Source organism: [Clostridium] ultunense DSM 10521 (assembly GCF_000511955.1).
GTDB classification, from domain to species: Bacteria; Bacillota; Clostridia; order Tissierellales; family Tepidimicrobiaceae; genus Schnuerera; species Schnuerera ultunensis.
In genome coordinates this window covers 439,427-458,159 of record NZ_AZSU01000002.1, presented here as the reverse complement: position 1 = coordinate 458,159, position 18,733 = coordinate 439,427, and the positions used below count along the sequence as shown (strand labels likewise).

At 32.6% G+C, this 18,733-nt stretch carries 17 protein-coding genes and 2 pseudogenes; 5 read left to right on the top strand and 14 right to left on the bottom strand.

What is annotated here, in order from left to right; translation table 11 throughout:
- Window positions 1-92 precede the first annotated feature (92 nt).
- Window positions 93-356, top strand: a pseudogene (locus CUL_RS19690) (transposase); the annotation flags it as partial.
- Between the two features lie 109 nt (window positions 357-465).
- Here the strand turns inward: CUL_RS19690 and CUL_RS0105005 are convergent.
- The 3 genes from CUL_RS0105005 to CUL_RS0104995 all read right to left on the bottom strand — a co-directional run bounded on the left by CUL_RS0105005 (window position 466) and on the right by CUL_RS0104995 (window position 4,014).
- The gene (locus CUL_RS0105005; protein ID WP_005584431.1) at window positions 466-1,200 is read right to left on the bottom strand and encodes a phosphatase; all 735 of its coding nucleotides are present in this window, start codon (window positions 1,198-1,200) and stop codon (window positions 466-468) included.
- A 124-nt stretch (window positions 1,201-1,324) separates the two neighbouring features.
- Window positions 1,325-2,002, bottom strand: coding sequence for an MtnX-like HAD-IB family phosphatase (locus CUL_RS0105000; RefSeq protein WP_025640707.1), 678 nt, complete (start codon window positions 2,000-2,002; stop codon window positions 1,325-1,327).
- A gap of 125 nt (window positions 2,003-2,127) precedes the next feature.
- A complete protein-coding gene (locus CUL_RS0104995; protein ID WP_025640706.1) occupies window positions 2,128-4,014 on the bottom strand; it encodes an aldehyde ferredoxin oxidoreductase family protein in 1,887 nt (628 codons plus the stop codon).
- 288 nt (window positions 4,015-4,302) lie between these two features.
- On the opposite strand from CUL_RS0104995, the gene CUL_RS0104990 reads away from it, so the two are divergent.
- Window positions 4,303-4,998 carry a cell wall hydrolase gene (locus CUL_RS0104990; RefSeq protein ID WP_025640705.1) on the top strand — a complete coding sequence of 232 codons (696 nt, stop codon included), beginning with the start codon at window positions 4,303-4,305 and terminating at the stop codon, window positions 4,996-4,998.
- 43 nt (window positions 4,999-5,041) lie between these two features.
- Here CUL_RS0104990 and CUL_RS0104985 read toward each other — a convergent pair whose 3' ends face one another.
- Together CUL_RS0104985 and CUL_RS0104980 are read right to left on the bottom strand one after the other, a co-directional pair.
- Window positions 5,042-5,356 carry a nucleotidyltransferase domain-containing protein gene (locus CUL_RS0104985; protein WP_025640704.1) on the bottom strand — a complete coding sequence of 105 codons (315 nt, stop codon included), beginning with the start codon at window positions 5,354-5,356 and terminating at the stop codon, window positions 5,042-5,044.
- Window positions 5,353-5,754, bottom strand: a complete 402-nt coding sequence (locus CUL_RS0104980) for an HI0074 family nucleotidyltransferase substrate-binding subunit (RefSeq protein ID WP_025640703.1) — start codon at window positions 5,752-5,754, stop codon at window positions 5,353-5,355. The genes CUL_RS0104985 and CUL_RS0104980 overlap by 4 nt, the downstream gene beginning before the upstream one ends.
- A 184-nt stretch (window positions 5,755-5,938) precedes the next feature.
- Between CUL_RS0104980 and CUL_RS0104975 the strand changes: the two genes are divergently transcribed.
- On the top strand, window positions 5,939-6,844 hold the full coding sequence (locus CUL_RS0104975) for a DMT family transporter (protein WP_025640702.1): 906 nt from the start codon (window positions 5,939-5,941) through the stop codon (window positions 6,842-6,844).
- 346 nt (window positions 6,845-7,190) lie between these two features.
- On the opposite strand, the pseudogene CUL_RS0104970 reads toward CUL_RS0104975, so the two are convergent.
- Window positions 7,191-7,463: pseudogene (locus CUL_RS0104970) on the bottom strand (integrase core domain-containing protein); the annotation flags it as partial.
- A gap of 26 nt (window positions 7,464-7,489) precedes the next feature.
- On the opposite strand from CUL_RS0104970, the gene CUL_RS0104965 reads away from it, so the two are divergent.
- Window positions 7,490-7,882, top strand: a complete 393-nt coding sequence (locus CUL_RS0104965) for an EamA family transporter (RefSeq protein WP_236616432.1) — start codon at window positions 7,490-7,492, stop codon at window positions 7,880-7,882.
- On the opposite strand, the gene murJ (CUL_RS0104960) is transcribed toward CUL_RS0104965, so the two are convergent.
- The 7 genes from murJ (CUL_RS0104960) to CUL_RS0104930 form a co-directional block, all read right to left on the bottom strand.
- Entirely contained in the window at window positions 7,868-9,355 is a 1,488-nt protein-coding gene (gene murJ, locus CUL_RS0104960; protein WP_051403513.1) for a murein biosynthesis integral membrane protein MurJ, read from the bottom strand. The two genes, CUL_RS0104965 and murJ (CUL_RS0104960), sit on opposite strands and share 15 nt — an antisense overlap.
- A 170-nt stretch (window positions 9,356-9,525) precedes the next feature.
- Window positions 9,526-10,992 (bottom strand): xylulokinase, encoded by a 1,467-nt coding sequence (gene xylB, locus CUL_RS0104955; RefSeq protein WP_025640699.1) that lies wholly within the window; start codon window positions 10,990-10,992, stop codon window positions 9,526-9,528.
- A 21-nt stretch (window positions 10,993-11,013) separates the two neighbouring features.
- Window positions 11,014-12,054 (bottom strand): NAD(P)-dependent alcohol dehydrogenase, encoded by a 1,041-nt coding sequence (locus CUL_RS0104950; RefSeq protein WP_025640698.1) that lies wholly within the window; start codon window positions 12,052-12,054, stop codon window positions 11,014-11,016.
- Window positions 12,055-12,133: 79 nt separating this feature from the next.
- The gene (locus CUL_RS0104945; protein ID WP_025640697.1) at window positions 12,134-13,138 is read right to left on the bottom strand and encodes a sugar ABC transporter substrate-binding protein; all 1,005 of its coding nucleotides are present in this window, start codon (window positions 13,136-13,138) and stop codon (window positions 12,134-12,136) included.
- Window positions 13,139-13,195: 57 nt separating this feature from the next.
- Window positions 13,196-14,173, bottom strand: coding sequence for an ABC transporter permease (locus tag CUL_RS0104940; RefSeq protein WP_025640696.1), 978 nt, complete (start codon window positions 14,171-14,173; stop codon window positions 13,196-13,198).
- A complete protein-coding gene (locus CUL_RS0104935; protein ID WP_005582556.1) occupies window positions 14,170-15,684 on the bottom strand; it encodes a sugar ABC transporter ATP-binding protein in 1,515 nt (504 codons plus the stop codon). Before CUL_RS0104935 ends, CUL_RS0104940 begins: the two co-directional genes overlap by 4 nt.
- 37 nt (window positions 15,685-15,721) lie before the next feature.
- Window positions 15,722-16,696 carry a LacI family DNA-binding transcriptional regulator gene (locus tag CUL_RS0104930; RefSeq protein ID WP_005582558.1) on the bottom strand — a complete coding sequence of 325 codons (975 nt, stop codon included), beginning with the start codon at window positions 16,694-16,696 and terminating at the stop codon, window positions 15,722-15,724.
- Between the two features lie 275 nt (window positions 16,697-16,971).
- Between CUL_RS0104930 and CUL_RS19280 the strand changes: the two genes are divergently transcribed.
- Window positions 16,972-17,130: a hypothetical protein gene (locus CUL_RS19280; protein ID WP_005582822.1), complete on the top strand. Its 159-nt coding sequence runs from the start codon at window positions 16,972-16,974 to the stop codon at window positions 17,128-17,130.
- Window positions 17,131-17,156: 26 nt separating this feature from the next.
- On the opposite strand, the gene murJ (CUL_RS0104920) is transcribed toward CUL_RS19280, so the two are convergent.
- Window positions 17,157-18,698, bottom strand: a complete 1,542-nt coding sequence (murJ, locus tag CUL_RS0104920) for a murein biosynthesis integral membrane protein MurJ (RefSeq protein ID WP_005582821.1) — start codon at window positions 18,696-18,698, stop codon at window positions 17,157-17,159.
- Between the last annotated feature and the right edge of the window lie 35 nt (window positions 18,699-18,733).

Here is an 18,733-nt window from a genome sequence, read left to right as displayed (position 1 = left end):
CCAGGTAACAGCTCCTACGGTGAATTTTACCACAGATGCCTTGGATGATGCTCTTAAAAAGCTTCCTAAGAAGCATAAATTAGAAGCATAAATTAACAATTCACTCTGACCAAGGCTTTCATTATCAACATGAACAATGGGTGAAAAGATTAAAAAACAGAAATATTGAACAAAGTATGTCTCGAAGAGGAAATTGTATAGATAACTCCCCAAGGAAAATTTCTTTGGGCTATTAAAACAAGAAATGTACTATGGAGAAAAAAATTAAAGGATATATCAACTGGTATAATAACAAAAGAATAAAAGAGAAATTAAATGGCCTGTCACCTATTGAATATAGGAAACAAGCCGCATAATTAATATTATCCGAAAGTCCGGATTAAAGGGTTCACATCAGTTTTTGGATGCTTTTTTATCGTAAATAATATGTTTATATTTTCCACCATCTATATCTATTTAAAATAACTATCCTTTAAAACTAAATCTAGCTTTGCCTTTCTCCTTTAAATAATCTACAAACCTATCAGTGCATGTGTTTATAATTAATTCTTCTGGCATTTCAATGGATATTAATAACTCAAGAGCTTTATCAAATCTTCCTACATCAAAAGCCACATGACTATCACTACCCACGATTACTTTAACCCTGTGTTTTTTACACAACATGGCTATATCATAACAGTTTTCCTTACTGCCCTTTCTACTATGCAAAAATGAACTATTGTTAATCTCAACTAAAGTATTAGTTTCTTTTGCACCAAGTACAAATTCTTGTTTGTCAATTGGAAAAATTGGATTTCCTGGATGAACTATTATGTCTACGTTTTTATTTTTCATAGTATTTAAAAGAGCCTTTGTGTTTCCTTCTATATCACAAGGTTCTATACATGCATCGTGAAACCCTGCCGCTACTATATCTAAGTTTTCTAACATACTATTGGGTATATCTAATCTTCCCTTTTGGTCTAATATATTAGCTTCTACACCTTTCAATATTTCTACTCCCTCTATCACCTTTGGTAAAATTCTCTGGTTTCCTATATGAAAAATATGTGGTCCTCCTGGCATTGCAGGCCCATGATCCGTTATCCCTACATATTTTAATCCCTTTTTGCTAGCTATTGCTGCTATTTCTTGGACAGTACTATAAGCGTGCCCACTTGCAATAGTGTGGTTATGCATGTCTAATAATAATTTCATCAATTATTGCTCCTTTCTAAGCCTGGCATCAACCTTGAATAAATTAATATAATTACTCATAGGTATAAAGACTCGTTATGAAGATATCCCTATTTCTATTAGGAAGATTTACTCATTATTATATTTAATATCTGAAAATCCATTTATTCACATCATTAAAATCTTCCCAATCAATATGATCTATATTATTTTTAATACAGTAATCTCTTAGATAATCTTTGGCAAATAGATAATCTACTTTATCTGCTATGTTAATATCTGTAGAACCATCTCCAATAAATATAATCCTATCATACTTTTTCCTATATTTCTTAACAATTTCTACCTTAAAATCTTTATAACAATCTTTACGAATTAAATCTGGAAAATGTTCTTCATCATAATATTGTGCGGTAACTGAATCACCGTTAAAGATTAGTTTGTTTGCATAAATAGGAATATCATTAAATCCATGCTTGTTCAAAAAAGGCCTAATGCCCGTTTCATAACCACCACTAACAATTACAAAGGGTATTTTGTACTTATTTAAATTAGTATAGAAAAGTTTAAAACCTCTTTGTAATTTTATTTCATTTAATATAAAATCTAAATAAGATTCTTTTGATAATTTAACACTATCAAATTGATTGTTAGACAAAGTTCTTATATCTATTTCACCGTTATAATATTTCTCCCTGTATTTTTGTATAATATCCTTATCGCCAATTTTATTAAATAATTTAACATTAGTATCCTCTGTAGTTATTGTTCCATCAAAATCGCATAGAACTATTATATTTTTATTATTCTTTAAAATATTCATCCCAACCTCCAATTTTGTAAATAATTTTATCACTTATCAACTGGTATTATAGCAATTAGGCCTAAAAAAAGCAAAGTCATTAATATCCCTAATCAAAATAAGGCCACCAATGGTGACCTTAACAATTATATAGCTACCCATCCTAATGATAATCTTTTTAAAGTTCCCTCTGTTGGATTACCCGTTTCCTTATCCCAGCCTGCTATTTCATAATATAATTCTTTTGATTTTTCATATTTTTCTCTATCTAAAGCTGCTCCTTTAGAAGGTCCATCTTTGAAAGGCTCAAAAAGTCTTTCAGGTAAAGTATCATCTTCTTTGGTAAATCCTTCCCTAGCATTGAAATATCTCATCATATTTACCTTTCTCTCACCTATTTCCATAAGCTCATAAAGGGAAGTATCCCAGTCTATGCCATATTTAGCTAATGAGACTAGATCCTTTGGTCCGTATAAAGTCGCAACTCCCCATAGGAATTGACATAGGGATAATGTATCTATGGTAGATTCAAGACATTGAGTATTAAAAGCAAACCTAGTCTTTTCATCGTCTAATTCAAAATTGTCATCATACCCCTTATAAATTCCTATCATGGCTAAGTTCTTCCTTGCCTGACTTTCTGGAGGTAATGTAAGGACTGGGTCATGTTCTGAAGATTGATGGTCAGCTCCAAAGGGATTTACTGCATATATTAATCCTAAGGAAGGTTTATACTGAGGCATATGGGCAGGTAATTCTTGCTTCTTTGCAGTCATACTATATTTCTCAGCACCCTTACCTATTTCCTTTGCTGCTCTATAGCTTCCTTCTGCTAATAGATTCCCTATCCCTTCTCTTTTCCCAATCTTTTCTATTAGTTTAATTAATGTTTCATCGTTTCCAAAGGTCAGTTCTAATCCATCTGTATCTTCCTTGGTCAATATCCCCTCTTCAAAACATTCCATGGCAAAGGATATGGTAGCACCACAGGATATAGTATCTAATCCATACATATTACATAATTGGTTTGCAATCGCAACGGTTTCCAAATTAGTAATACCACAATAAGAACCTAGTGCTGCTGCTGTTTCATATTCGGGTCCGCCATAGAGAGGGTCAACTTTTCCTTCTATTTCTACTACCCTTTTACACCTTACCGGACAGGCATAACAAGTATCCCTTTTCTTTAATATGGTTTCAGTCATAGTAGTTCCAGTGATATTTTCTGCTCCTTCAGGAAAATATCCAGATATCCAATTCCTAGTAGCTAAAAATCCATTTTTATGATGACTAATAAGGCCTCTATTGGTACCATGCTCTCCTAATTGCTGTAATCCATGGCTATTATTAAATCTATCTACACCTTCTCTAGCTAGTGTTTTGAAATTTTCTTCATCAGCCGGTTTAAGGCCTAGTTTCTTCTTTACAACTACGGCTTTTAAATTTTTAGAACCCATTACTGCTCCTGTGCCATTTCTACCGTTGGCCCTATTACACATATTGATAATATTTGCAAACTTTACTAGATTTTCGCCTCCAGGTCCAATTTGAGCTATATCTATATCCTCTATACCTAAATCCTCTCTTATCAATCTTTCTGCCTCTCCGGTAACTTCCCCCCATATCTTTGAAGCGTCTTTCAACTCTATTTCATCGCCGTCTATGTATAAATACACCGGTTTTTCTGCCTTTCCCTTAAACACTAAAGCATTCCAACCATTTCCCTTCAAATAAGCAGGGAAAAAACCTCCAGCTTGACTATCCCCTATACCATTGGTTAATGGGCTTTTAGTAGTTACAGTTATCCTATTAGCCCCCGCTATAGGAAGTCCCGTAAATGGAGAAACGGATAAAACTAGAACATTATCTGGCGAAAGGGGATCCACCTTTGGTTTTAACTCTTTTAATAATATATAGGTACCTAGAGCAGAACCCCCTGGATAGAGTCTATGGGTTTCTCCATCTAATATAGTCTTCTTAATAGTACCCTTGGTTAAATCTACTTCTAAGATATTTGCATTTGGAAAATTCATGTTTGCACCTCTCCTTATTGAAGATTTAATTGTAATATACCTATAATACTATTTTACCCATAAGGGGGCTAGTAAAACAGAAATGGGATAAGATTGGGAAAAATGTAATTTCTGGTATTTAAGCTTAGCCTGTTTACATAATATTTATTTTCTTATATAATAACACCTATGTTGTAAATCAAGTAACAGCTGAATCCTAAATTTTTAGGTACGAGGGAACCAACTGGAGGGGTTTGCCCCTATTTGAAAGCTAACTTCGGAAACTAAGTTTAGGAAGGAGTAGGTAAAATGAAAAGAAACAAAATATCACATATTATTTTGGTCCTGCTAATTTTGGTGGTTTTTACTACACCTACTTTAGCTAGTGGGTCTAGTAGAACATTATATTATGGTCATCGTGGTGAAGATGTTTTGAGGCTCCAAAAAGCATTAAATCAAAAAGGTTACTACCATTATTATTTAGATGGAATATTTGGAAAGATAACAGAAAAAGCTGTAATCAATTTTCAAATAGACCATAGAATAAGAATTGATGGTATTGCAGGACCAGAAACAATAAGGACCTTATACAGCAGTTCTAGTCCATCAAGAGAAGGGACAAATATTAGAAATTATAATACTGGGGATATATACTGGCTGGCTCGAATTATTGAAGCAGAAGCTGGTGGGGAACCTTATGAAGGAAAGGTAGCTGTTGGGAACGTAATTTTAAACAGAGTAAATTCTAAAGAGTTTCCCAATACCATATATAATGTTATATTCGAATACTATGGAAGCATTCCTCAATTCAGTCCTGTTGCTGATGGCACTATTTACAACACCCCTTCTCAAGAAAGTATTAATGCTGCAAAAGATTCATTAAATGGTATGAGGCCCGTTGGAAATTCAACATATTTCTTTAACCCAAATAAAGCAGCTGGTACTTGGATTGTGAAAAACAAATCTTATGTATCAAAAATCGGTGGACATGTATTCTACCAATAATAAGTAATAATAAATCAGGGACTATCAGGAACTAGTCCCTGATTTATTTAACTCCTTTCTCATACAATACCTTCCCATATTTATCAATATGTTCTTTCAATTTATCATGTTCTAAGGAATCATAGTGGACAATATCAAAATAATAAGGCAAGGGCAATTTTTCATTTAATTCAATCCTCAATTGGTTTAATATTTCCATTGTAATATCCTTTCCGAATATGGCTATATCTACATCAGAACCATTCTTATAATTTCCCATGCTTCGGCTTCCGAAAATAAGGGCCTTTTCAATTTCTTCTTTCTGTACCAAAGCATTAATAATTAAGCTCATACTCTTTGACGGTATACCAAAATTCATATTTTTCCTCCTAAATAGTTATGTACTTGTAATATAGCACCATAATATTCTTCTTTTATCTTTTTTACAGCAAAATTAAAACGTTCCCTATTATAGGTATGAGCTAATAGATTGGGGTTTTCTAGCATATCCATCCACACCTCTCCATCTTGGATAATTTCATAGTGAAAGGCAGATTTTACTATTTCTCTTGGAAATTTGACTATTACATCCTGAGATTCTAAATAGTCTTTTAACGTTTTCCAAGCTAACTCAAATGTATATTCAAATCTTTGAACTAATCCCTCTTTTTCCAATATATTTAGGTTACCAAAGTCTAAAATAGCAGATTGAAATTGCTTATAAGCTTTATCAAAATTTTCAAATCTTTGACGCCATCTAATTTCTTTTTGGTTCATAAAATCAGCCCCCAATCTATTATTAGCTAAATTTACATTAGGCAATACTACTATTTATAGTATATCCAAATCCATATAACAACTGCAATAGGAAAACCATTGATTAATACCAATCTTCCATAATACTTGATTTACCCTACCAATAAATGATATTATTTATGTACTAAGTATATAGGAGGTTTTTATGGAAACTACTAATAATGGTCGAGTCTATCTTGCAGCTATATTATATTCTATAATCACTGGGTTTTCTTTCCTATTTGGTAAAATAGCTTTAAATTCTGCAGACCCTTTGGATATATTGGCTTATCGTTTTACTGCATCCTTTATAGCAATATTAATACCTATATTATTCAAATGGATTAATCTGAAATATGATAAAAATAAAATCAAAAGGATCCTTCCACTAGCCCTATTATATCCACTGTTGTTCTTTAGTTTTCAAACCTTTGGTCTAAAATATGCTTCATCCTCTGAAGCAGGAATTATGCAAGCATCAGCCCCCATCTTCACTTTGATCTTAGCCAGCTATTTTTTAAAAGAAAAAACTAGTATATTCCAAAAATTATCTATTATACTATCCGTATCAGGTGTTATATATATAGTAATAATGACCAGTTCATCTATAGAACTTACTGGATTAAAAGGTATACTATTGTTACTATTATCTGCACTATCTTTTTCCGGATATAGCGTATTGGCTAGGATTTTAACCAAGGATTTTAGCGGTATAGAGCTAAGCTATATAATGATTATTATCAGTTTCATTGCTTTCAATATAGTTGCCTTTGTAAAAAATTTGATAAATGGTACAGTTGGCAGTTTTTTGGCACCATTAGGAAATATAGATTTTGTTTTAGCCATATTATACCTTGGAGTATTATCCTCTTTATGCACATCTTTGCTTACTAATTATATTTTATCTAAAATCCAAGCTTCTAAAATGAGCGTGTTTTCCAACTTAGGTACCATTATTTCTATATTGGCTGGCGCCCTAATTCTAGGAGAAAAATTGTACTCTTACCATATTATCGGCTCCATTTTAATTGTTGCTGGGGTATTGGGAACAAACTTTTTAGACTCTAAATAGTTTAAAAGCCGTTCCCATATAAGCCAATAGTCCTGCCATTGCAGGTATTAAAATCCTTATTATATTTCCTGTAATATTAATTCCTTCCATTGAATTATAGACGAATAAAATTGCTACTGGATCTATGTCAATAGTTTGGACAAAAATTTAGGTTTTTTTGTGGGTCTCCGCCACCATTGACAATCCAAACATAAATGCTTTTAGGTTTCTACCCGAAGGCGATAAACTCAAAGCAAGCTATGTTTTGTGCCTTCGTGGTGGAATATTGTAGCATTTATTTATTGGCTTATCAATGGCAAGCCCTACGGGTGGCTATCATCCCCTCAGGCTCAAAATCTAAAGCAAGCTATGCTACTCTACATAGATTCTCATATTCATCTGGAGTCATGTAGTTGATTGATGAATGAATCCTTTTTCTATTATAAAATCCTTCTATATATTGAAATAATATTAACTTAGCATGATTATGATCTATAAATGTATTAAGATATACGCATTCTTTTTTTAGTATTGCATGAAAACTTTCTATACAGGCGTTGTCATAAGGACAACCTTTAGCACTATACGATAGTTTAAATTGCTTTGATTCCACTGTTTCACGATATTCCTTTGACGTATANACTATCTTTTTCCGGATATAGCGTATTGGCTAGGATTTTAACCAAGGATTTTAGCGGTATAGAGCTAAGCTATATAATGATTATTATCAGTTTCATTGCTTTCAATATAGTTGCCTTTGTAAAAAATTTGATAAATGGTACAGTTGGCAGTTTTTTGGCACCATTAGGAAATATAGATTTTGTTTTAGCCATATTATACCTTGGAGTATTATCCTCTTTATGCACATCTTTGCTTACTAATTATATTTTATCTAAAATCCAAGCTTCTAAAATGAGCGTGTTTTCCAACTTAGGTACCATTATTTCTATATTGGCTGGCGCCCTAATTCTAGGAGAAAAATTGTACTCTTACCATATTATCGGCTCCATTTTAATTGTTGCTGGGGTATTGGGAACAAACTTTTTAGACTCTAAATAGTTTAAAAGCCGTTCCCATATAAGCCAATAGTCCTGCCATTGCAGGTATTAAAATCCTTATTATATTTCCTGTAATATTAATTCCTTCCATTGAATTATAGACGAATAAAATTGCTACTGCCATAATACCTGCCGCTATTACAAATTTAATAAAAATCTTAATATCTCTGTGGATATCTATAACTTTTATTCGCTTATTTAGGTCTTTTATCAACAATACTGTGACTAAAGTCGTGGATATGCTAGTAGCTAGGGCTAAACCCTTTACTCCCATATATTTAGATAATATTATATTTAATACTAAATTGGCCAACACCCCTACTGCTGAAGAAACCATAGGCGTTATGGAGTCATGCATTGCATAGTGTACCTTTGTTAATACCAATACCAGGGCCATGCCTCCAAGACCTAAAGCATAATAGGTTAATGCCCTTGAGGTCATTAAAGTTGCAGTTGGTCCAAATTCTCCCCTTTCAAATAATAGTTTTACTATAGGTTCAGATAATGTTACTAATATTACTGTAGCCGGTACAGCTATGGAAAGGATAATTTTAGTTCCCTTTTTCATGGCAGATTTCAAGGATTCGATATTTTCTCTATTGTATTCTTGGGATATTATAGGAAATAGTACAGTCACTATGGCAGTAATAAATATTCCTAAAACCAATTGAATAATATCATTAGCATAGTTTAACCAAGAAATAGAACCGGTAGTCAATGTAGAGGCTATTGATTTATCTACTACTACATTAACCCTATTTATGGAAATGCCTATGACTATGGGCATAAACATTATCCCAAATTCCTTTATATAGGCATTTTTAAAATCTAATATCCTTTCATATCTATATCCTAAATGTATAGAAGCAGGTATTACCGAATACAATTGTACAGCAGAAGCTAGTATACCTGCTACCATCAATCCATAAACTCCATATTTATTTAAAGCGACCAAATATATTAAATATACTATATTATAATAAATCCAGGATTTAGTACCAGCTTTAAAAGCATGGAAACTTTGTAAATATGCTATAAATACTGCCCTTATTATTATAAAAATGCCAATGGGTAAACCTATTTTCATAAGATTTACTGTGGCTTTAAATTCTTCACCAACAAACCCTTTAGCTAAAACTCTAACTACTACTGGGGATAAAACCCAACCAAGTACCATTAATAGTATAGAAAGAATAATAACCATATGAAGTAAATTATTTACATAGTCTACTTTCCTCCAACTTCCTTCCTTTTCCTCAATTTTCAGTAATATAGGTACCATACCAGTACTAATCCCTTCTCCAATTATTTCAGCTAATAGAGTAGCTGCCACAAAAGCTGTAAAATAGGCATCCGTTTCAAAACAACAGCCTATTTTGGAAGCTATTAATGCTTCTTTTACAAAGGTTAGAATTCTATTTAATATACCAAATATAATAATAAATCTAGCAGATTTATATGCCTTCTCCATCATAGATTTCAATTATATTCCCCCAAAATTTATGATCAAATTATCTATTATAGTGATTATTATGGTACCCCAATATAGTTTATACAAAACAAAAATAAATAAAATCTCGGATGGAGATTCTGTGCCCCATCCGAGTACTATTAACTCTATTAACAATCAACAATCACATTTATCTACTTTCTGAATAATTCCTTCAAACATGGATAAATTTGTCTATATTTGTTGTATTTTACATCATATAAAGCTACCTTATTGCCATCTGGATAAATTGTATGAGTTGTTTTTATAAAGTTTTCACATGCCTCATCTACAGAATCAAATAATCCATACCCTACCGTTGCTAAAATCGCAGCTCCATATGCCGGACCATCATCTGAATTTACCTTATTAACTTTCACATTTAATACATCAGCTATAATTTGACACCAAAAATAATTTCTAGCGCCACCGCCATTTATAGTAATCTCAGAAATATTGATTTTCATTTCCTTCATAATTTCAAAAATATCTCTCAAGGAAAAAGCTACACCTTCCAATACTGCAAGGGTCATATCTTCCCTTTGAGTAGTCATATCCATCCCTATAAAAGTCCCTCTTGCATATGGATCATTATGAGGTGTTCTTTCCCCCATTAAATAAGGTAGGAAAAATACCTGATTATCTAAATCTGAATCTTTAATTTCATTTATGATACTATCATAATTCTTAGATTTGTTTATGTTTTCAACCCACCATTTCAACGAAGCAGCTGCTGCCAAGGTAACACCCATTACATGATAACTGCTACTTGCATTACAAAAGGAATGTAATCTATTAGCTTTATCCACAGCAAATTCATTAGAATTTGCAAAAACCACCCCTGAGGTTCCTAAAGATACTGAACATTGATCTTTACCCACTACTCCTCCGCCTACAGCAGCAACTGCCTGATCGCCACCGCCTATTACAATTTTTACATCTTTATTAAGGCCTAATCTATGGGCCAGTTCCCCTTTTATTTTTCCTATAACCTCATAGGAGTTATAAAGCTTAGGTAGCTGTGATATAGTTATATTTAGAATATCCAGCATATTTTGTGACCATTTTCTATTTTTAACATCTAAATATAATGTACCTGAAGCATCAGAAAAATCTGTAGCAAATACCCCACTCATCTTATATGCTATATAATCCTTAGGTAACATAATTTTTTCTATCTTTTTAAAGTTATCTGGTTCGTTTTTCTTTAGCCATAGTAATTTAGGAGCAGTAAACCCTGTTAATGCAATATTACCAGTCCATTTAGAAATATTTTCTCTGCCAATTACATCATTCAAGTATGAGCATTCATCTTCAGTTCTTTGGTCATTCCATAGTATGGCTGGTCTAATCACTTGATCCCTTTCATCGAGAATAACTAATCCATGCATCTGCCCACTCATGCTTATGGCCTTAACTTCACTCCTATCAATACCTTCAAGTAATTCTTCAAGTCCTTCTATAGTCTTATTCCACCAATCCTCCGGGTACTGTTCTGACCACATAGGCTTAGGAAAATAAATAGGATATTCTCTGGTGACTGATTTTATTATCTTTCCTAGTTCATCAATGGCAATTATTTTTACTGATGAGGTTCCAATATCAATTCCAATAAAGTACATCTATATCCCTTCCCTTAAAGTCTATTTCATTGTAATTACAGCCTTTACCACTTCATCTGGATTCTTAATTATATAATCGAAAGCTTCTTTTGTATTTTCAAAATCGAATTCATGGCTTACTATATCCCTAACATTAATATCACCGCTAGAAATAGCATTTATAGCAACTGGATACAAATTCCTATAGCGGAAAATGGTCTTAATCTGTCCTTCCTTATTCATCAATTTCATAAAATTAAATTCGATTTCATCCTTAGGAGTCATACCTACCATAACTATAGTACCTGCAGTTTTTAAAACATCTACCGTTTGTTTTACCGTAGCAATAGCTCCTGCGGTCTCTATTACTACATGAGCTCCTTTTTGTTCAGTTAAAGTCAATATTTCTTCTACTACTTTAACTTCCTTAGCATTTATAATATGAGTTGCCCCTAATTTTTTTGCCTTTTCCAATCTGTTTTCTAGCATATCTACTACTATAATAGTGGAAGCCCCTCTTGCTTTACTTGCTAATAAAGTTGAAAGTCCGATACACCCAGTACCAAAAATTACAACTGTATCACCTAATTCTACTCCACCTAATCCTGTAGCATGAAGTCCAACAGATAACGGTTCCACTAAAGCACCTTCTACACTTGAAACATTATCTGGCAACTTAAAACACATATCTTCTGGATGCGCTACATAATTGGTAAAAACGCCATGATAAGGGGGTGTAGCAAAGAATTCCACATCTGGGCAAAGATTGTACAAGCCATTTTTACAATATTCACATTTGCCACAAGTTTTCCCTGGTTCTAAAGCTACTCTATCACCAACTTTAAGATTCTTTACATTATTACCAACCTCTATAACTTTCCCTGTCGCTTCATGACCCAGTATAAGATCTCCATCAACAACAAACTCTCCAATTTTACCATATTGATAATAATGTAAATCTGAACCACATACTCCTACAGCTTCTATTTGTACTAAAACATCATCTTCTTGAATTTTAGGCATAGGTAGGCTTTTCCAGACCATATTATTTGTACCGCTCATAAATATACCTTTGTTTTCCATATTATTAACCTCCTTTTAAAACTGGTGCGTAAATATTGTAATTCACGCACCAATTTATTATAATTATAAAACTAACTCGTTATTTTATAGCCCCTGCTTTCTTATGCATTTCAATGTATTCATCTACATTATCTAAAGTAATTAATGGACAATCTATATCAATATCTATTTGTTCTTCTTCACCAGTTAATAACTTGTGACTTGTGCTAAGTAAAGCTTCAGCTAAATCATATGCACTTTGTAAACTTGTAGAAGTCATTTTGCCTTCTTTAATTAATAATACAGCTTCTGCAGTACCGTCTACACCATATGCTAAAATATCTTTAAATTTAGGATCATCTTTAACAACTTCTAATGCCCCAGCTGCCATATTATCATTCATGGAGATTATTGCATCAATCTTATCATTAGCTTGAACCCATGTTTCCATATAATTCATTGCCTCGTCTTTGTTCCAGTTTGCAATTTCCTCACCAACTATTTTAACATCTGGTCTTTTAGCAAAAAATTCGTTTTCCCAACTTTTTCGTCTTTCATCAGCATGAAAATTTCCTGGAGGTCCATTTAAAACAACCACATTTGCATTTTCAGGTATTTGTTCAACTGCTAAATCTGCGTTTACCTTTGCTTGCATATATGGGTCAGCATCCACTGAAGATGCCCCTTCAATCCCATCAATACGAGCATTAGTAGTAATAGTAATTATTCCTGCTTCTACCGCCTTTTCTGCATAAGGTCTTTGTGCCTCACCATTATTAGGCTGTATAATAATTACATCGTATTTGTTAGCAATAGCATTTTCAATTAAACCATTCTGGGTATCATCAGAAGCTTGTCCATCTAAAACATCAACTTTAATATCATCATATTTTTCAGATTCCTCCATAACCGCATTGGCTAACCAAGCTGCAAATGAATCTGCTTGAGCACGAGCAATATAAGCTATTCGATATACACCGTTTCCATTACTATCTTCACCACCACCTTCGACTTCACCACCACTTTCAGTGGAAGGGCTTGAACAACCGGCTACCATTGTTATCATTATGATAACCATTAAGATCATTGAAAGTATTTTTTTCATTTTTCAAAACCTCCATTTTTTTATTATTAAAATAGAATTAACTATTTTAACCATATTTTATTCAGCACTTCTAAGCTTTTTATCAGCTTTACCCGTTTTAGCCCAAATATCATAAATTACTGCTAAAGCAATAATTGCCCCTCTTACAACTTGCTGTAAATAAGAATCTACTCCTACCATTACCATAATATTATCTAAAAATCCTACTATGAAAGCCCCAGCTAAAGTACCCATAGCAGTACCTACACCACCAGTAAAACTAGTTCCTCCGATAACAGTTGCAGTAAGAGCCTTAAATTCGTATGATATAGCACCATTAGGCATACCGCCATTAACACGAGACATGAATATTATCCCAGCAATACCTACAAAAATACCATTGATAATATAAGCCTTCATCTTAGTTTTGTTCACATCAATACCTGATGCATTAGCAGCTTCCTCATTGCCACCAACAGCGTATATCGATCTTCCAAATATAGTATGCTTTAATAAATATGCAGTTACTAGCAAAGTAATTATTAAAAATATAATTGGATTTGGAATGCCAAATGTACTACCTTGTCCAAAAATAATATAATCTCCTATTTGATAAATATTTTGTCCCCTTGTATATAGTAACGCTGCTCCACGAGCCATTGTCATCATCGCTAAAGTAGCAATAAAAGGTGGTGTTCTAAACTTAGTTATCATTAATCCATTTAGTATATTACATGTAACGCTTACTATAATTGCGACTACAAAGGATAGAAGTAATGAACCAGTATTTACATAAGTTGAAACTGACAATACACCCGCCAGTGCTAGAACAGATCCAGAAGAAAGGTCTATCATTCCTGATATAACCAATATTGTTTGTCCGAACGCCAAGATTGTGCCAACGGATATTTGGTTAGCAACATTCTTTAAATTATTTGGTTGTATAAAATTTTCATTGGCTAACCAACTGATAATAAAAAGTGCTAATAGTACAAAATATATACTATATTTACTCATCAGATTTAGCCACCTTTTACCATAACTATTTTTTTTCATACTTCCACCTCTTTTTCATTACTTGATGCAGTAGCATATAGCATTATATTTTTCTGTGAGAAATTTTCTCTATCTAACTCACCTGCAATACGTCCTTTAGCCATAACATAAATTCTATCGCACATCCCTATTAATTCTGGTAATTCTGAAGAAATCATTATTAATCCTTTCTTCTCCTTCGCTAGTTCTACCATAAGTTTATAAATTTCATATTTGGCACCTACGTCTATTCCTCGAGTTGGCTCATCTAATATAAGAATATCTGGATTTGTTACCATCCATTTAGCTAATATGACCTTCTGTTGATTCCCACCACTTAAAACCTCTACTATAGTTTCAATATCTGGTGTCTTTACATTCATCTTGTTGCAATATTCAGTTACAGTTTGAATTTCTTCATCTTTATGTAATCTACCACCATAAATGAACCTTTTAAGATTTGATAAGGATACGTTTTCCTTGACAGTGCGAACAGGAATAATCCCAAACCTTCTTCTATCCTCAGATAGCATTACCATTCCATTTTTAATACTGTCTTGAGTATTCTCAATTATTGTTTTCTTTTTATTGATAATAATTTCTCCTGATTCATATGGATCAAGACCAAATAATGCCCTCATTACTTCTGATCTACCTGATCCCATAAGACCAGCAAAACCAACAATTTCACCTTCCTTTAAATAAAAATTAATATCTTCGAACTGCCCAGTACTAGTCAAATTATTTACTTCCAAGATCTTATCTCCGATTTCTACATTTTCTTTTGGATAACTATTGTCTAGTTTTCTTCCTACCATCTGTGCTATTACCGTTTCCATGTCATAATCATCTTTATTTCTAGAATCAACTACAATTCCATCTCTAAATACGGTAATCTCATCTGCTATTCTAAATATTTCATCCATTTTATGAGATATATAAATAATACTAACCCCTCTTTCTTTTAACCCGTTTATTTTGTTAAATAAAACTTCTACTTCTTTTTGAGTAATCGCCGAAGTAGGCTCATCCATTATAATTACATCTGAATTATATGATATAGCCTTTAATATCTCCAGCATCTGAATATCAGAGATTGATAAATCTTTTAATTTGATGGTTGGTAAATAATCTAGACCTTCCTTTTCTAATAGTTCTAGTGTTTTTTTCCTGATCATTTTCCAATCTATATTTCCATATTTCCCCTTAGGCCAATTTCCAACAAACAAACTTTCTTCAATTGTCAATTCTGGTATATAGTTTAATTCTTGAAAAATCATAGAAATTCCTAAGCTTCTTGCTTGTATAGGATTATTAATTTGAACTACCTTTTCATCAATTAAGATATCTCCTGAATCTTGTTTATAAATACCATTTATAATCTTCATCAAAGTTGATTTTCCCGCACCATTTTCACCACATATAGCATGTACAGTGCCTCTTTTGACCGCAAAACTAACATTGTCCAGTGCTTTAACACCTGGAAAAGATTTACTTATATTTTTGACTCTTAATTTGATGTCCTTATCCACTCTAAAACCTCCTTTCTAAAACTTGCTGAGCATTTTATTAAGATAAAGTTGTTTCTCTTTGAATTAATTTAGTTTCAATTAAACGATCTTCAATAGGGATCTTTTCCCCATCTATTTGTCGTATCAATAACTCTGCTGCTAAAGTTCCTAATTCTTTAATAGGCTGACGAATGGTTGTTAGGGATGGATGTAGCAGTTCTCCTATAAAACTATCGTCAAATCCAATCACTTGAACCTGACTAGGAATTTTAATATTTTTTTCTTTCAAATGTCTCATTACTACAGCAGCAGCAATATCATTAAAAACGAATATTCCATCATAAGCTTCGATGTTCTTAATATTATTTAAATTTTCCCCAAGCATCTTAACATGAAAATCTGTTTCGAACTGTACAATATCCACTTCTAGACCCTTTTCCTTGGCTGCTTCTAGAAATCCTTTGCATCTCAATTCTGTAGCTTCAAAAGCCTCTGGACCTTTAATATGGAGAATTTTTCTACATCCTTTTTCATACAAATGATTAAAAGCTATCTTCCCACCATCATAGTTATCAGATGAAACGGTAATTATGGAAGATGATATATGATTCTCAAAGGAAACCACAGGAATTTGAATATTCAGATATTCTTCTTTACATTGAGTCCTAGATGCAATTATACCATCTACCCTATAGGCTTTTAACGCTTCCAAATATTCAACCTCTTTCTCTTTATTATCACCAGTATTACATAGAAATAAGGTATATCCCATCTTATTACAATATTCTTCAATAGCTGTAGCCATTTGATTAAAAAATGGGTTTGTAATATTTGGTATCATTAAAGCTATAGTTTTGGATTTTTTGGTGAAAATTGCCTTAGCCAATGCATTAGGGATATATCCTGCTTTGTCTATCTCTCTTTGAATCTTTAAACTTGCCTCTTCACTTACATATCCAGTACCATTTAAATACCTTGATACAGTTGCTATACTAACTCCAGCTCGCTCTGCTATTTCTCTTATGTTAGACATTGCATACCCCCTTTAACAATTTAATGATTTCGTTTTCCTAAGATGTGAAACATGTTACATATAGTTTCTATTAAAACATGAAACATATTATTTGCATATGTAACATGTTTCATGTCTGTTAATAATATTAACACTATGTAATAGCTTTTGTCAACAAGATTTTATAAAAAATGCTTTTTTATTTATTAATAAGTATTGCTTATGATATTCCAAAACAAAGGATATTATTCTCCTTTTTGGACATAATAAATATAAAAGGGAGAGGGGAGATATTTATGGGGGAAAAATTCGTGGTGATAGTAGATGAAAATTTTTCTGAACCTATGCCAAAGGAAGAAGCTATAAAGAAAGTTAAAAGTTATGATGATAAAACCGTCAATGCTTATATGGTGTCAGAAGAAGAGGCAAAAAAATTAAAAGCTATCATAAAATAAGACAGAGGTCTTTATTTTCCTCTGTCTTATCTATTAATTAGTCCTTTTATCAATAGCCTAATTTCTTTTATCCTTAGTATAGAACATAGTATTAAATATACTAATACCCCTACTACTACAGATAACAACAGGATTAAGAGCTCTCCCATTCCTGAACTGATAAACTTGGCAGTTAATCCATAGTATAGGAAATATACTATTATTCCCATAATTGTTGATGCAAACAAGATTTTAAAAAAGCATATTAAAAACTTTTTTAGCCCAATAGGACCAACTTTTTTTCTTAGACTTAAAAATAATAATAAAGTTGTAAAGGTTGCAGATATGCTAGTAGCTAAGGCTAGTCCTGCATGGCCCATAAATCTAATAAATATCAGGTTTAATACGATATTCAAACCTACTGCCAAAGCACCATTTACCATAGGGGTTTTAGTATCTTGGAAAGAATAAAATACCCTATTTAACATAAGCCTTAAAGATGCCCCTACTAACCCTAAGGAATAAAATATAAGGGCTCGGGCAGTCATTATAGTAGCCGTTGAATCAAAGGCTCCCCTTTGGAAGAATATCCTTACCATAGGCTCAGCTAATACCAACATTCCTATGGTGGCAGGTACGGTTATTATCAGTATTATATTAATACCTTGTCCCATTATCCTTTTAACCTGCTGATTATCTTCTTGAGAAAAGGCCTTAGATAACATTGGAAATACTACAGTAGTAATGGCCATAATGAATACGGAGATAACTAAATCCTTTAACCTAGAAGCATAGGTAAGGGCTGAAATACTTCCCTCAACTAAACTGGAAGCTAAAGTTTTGTCTATCACCACATTTATCTGTTGCACTGCAGAGCCTATCATTACAGGTAAAACTAAAACCAATGCTCTTTTTAAATAAGGATCCCTTAAATTAATATCCACTCTAAATCGATAACCCTGATATTTAATAGCTGGAACCTGGATTAAAAATTGGGTGGAAGCTGCTACTACACTAGCCAACATAAGTCCTTCTATATTTCCTTTATCTCCTAAAAATATCAAAAAAAATAAGAATACAAAATTATAAGGAAGTCCCATAATAGCAGGAGGGCCAAATATCTCGCTACTATGTAGATATCCAGAAAACACATAGGTAAAGCCTAAAAAGATTACTATAGGTAGACCTATCCTATTTAATTTTACAGCCAATTCAAATTGTTCCCCTGTAAAGCCTTTAGCTAATATTTTTATTATTAAAGGAGATAGAAAAAATCCTAAAAGGGCTAACAATATGGTAATAAAAAAAACCATATTGAGTATATTATTCAAATATTTAAGTTTAGCTTTTTTGCCACCTTTCCCTTCTACTTCAGTAAAGATAGGGATTAAAGTTGTATTCAAAGAAGCCCCCAGAGTAGTCATTAAAATAGTTGTAGCAGTCATGGCTACAAAATATGTATCCGTCTCAAATCCAGAACCATATTTGGAAGCAATTAACACTTCCCTTAAAAATCCTAAAAACTTACTTATCAAGGTGAAAATTGCAATCATAGCTGCTGATTGGGCTACTTTCCCTGTTTTTGTCATATATATTCTCCTTTTCTAAACCCTAGGCTCTCATT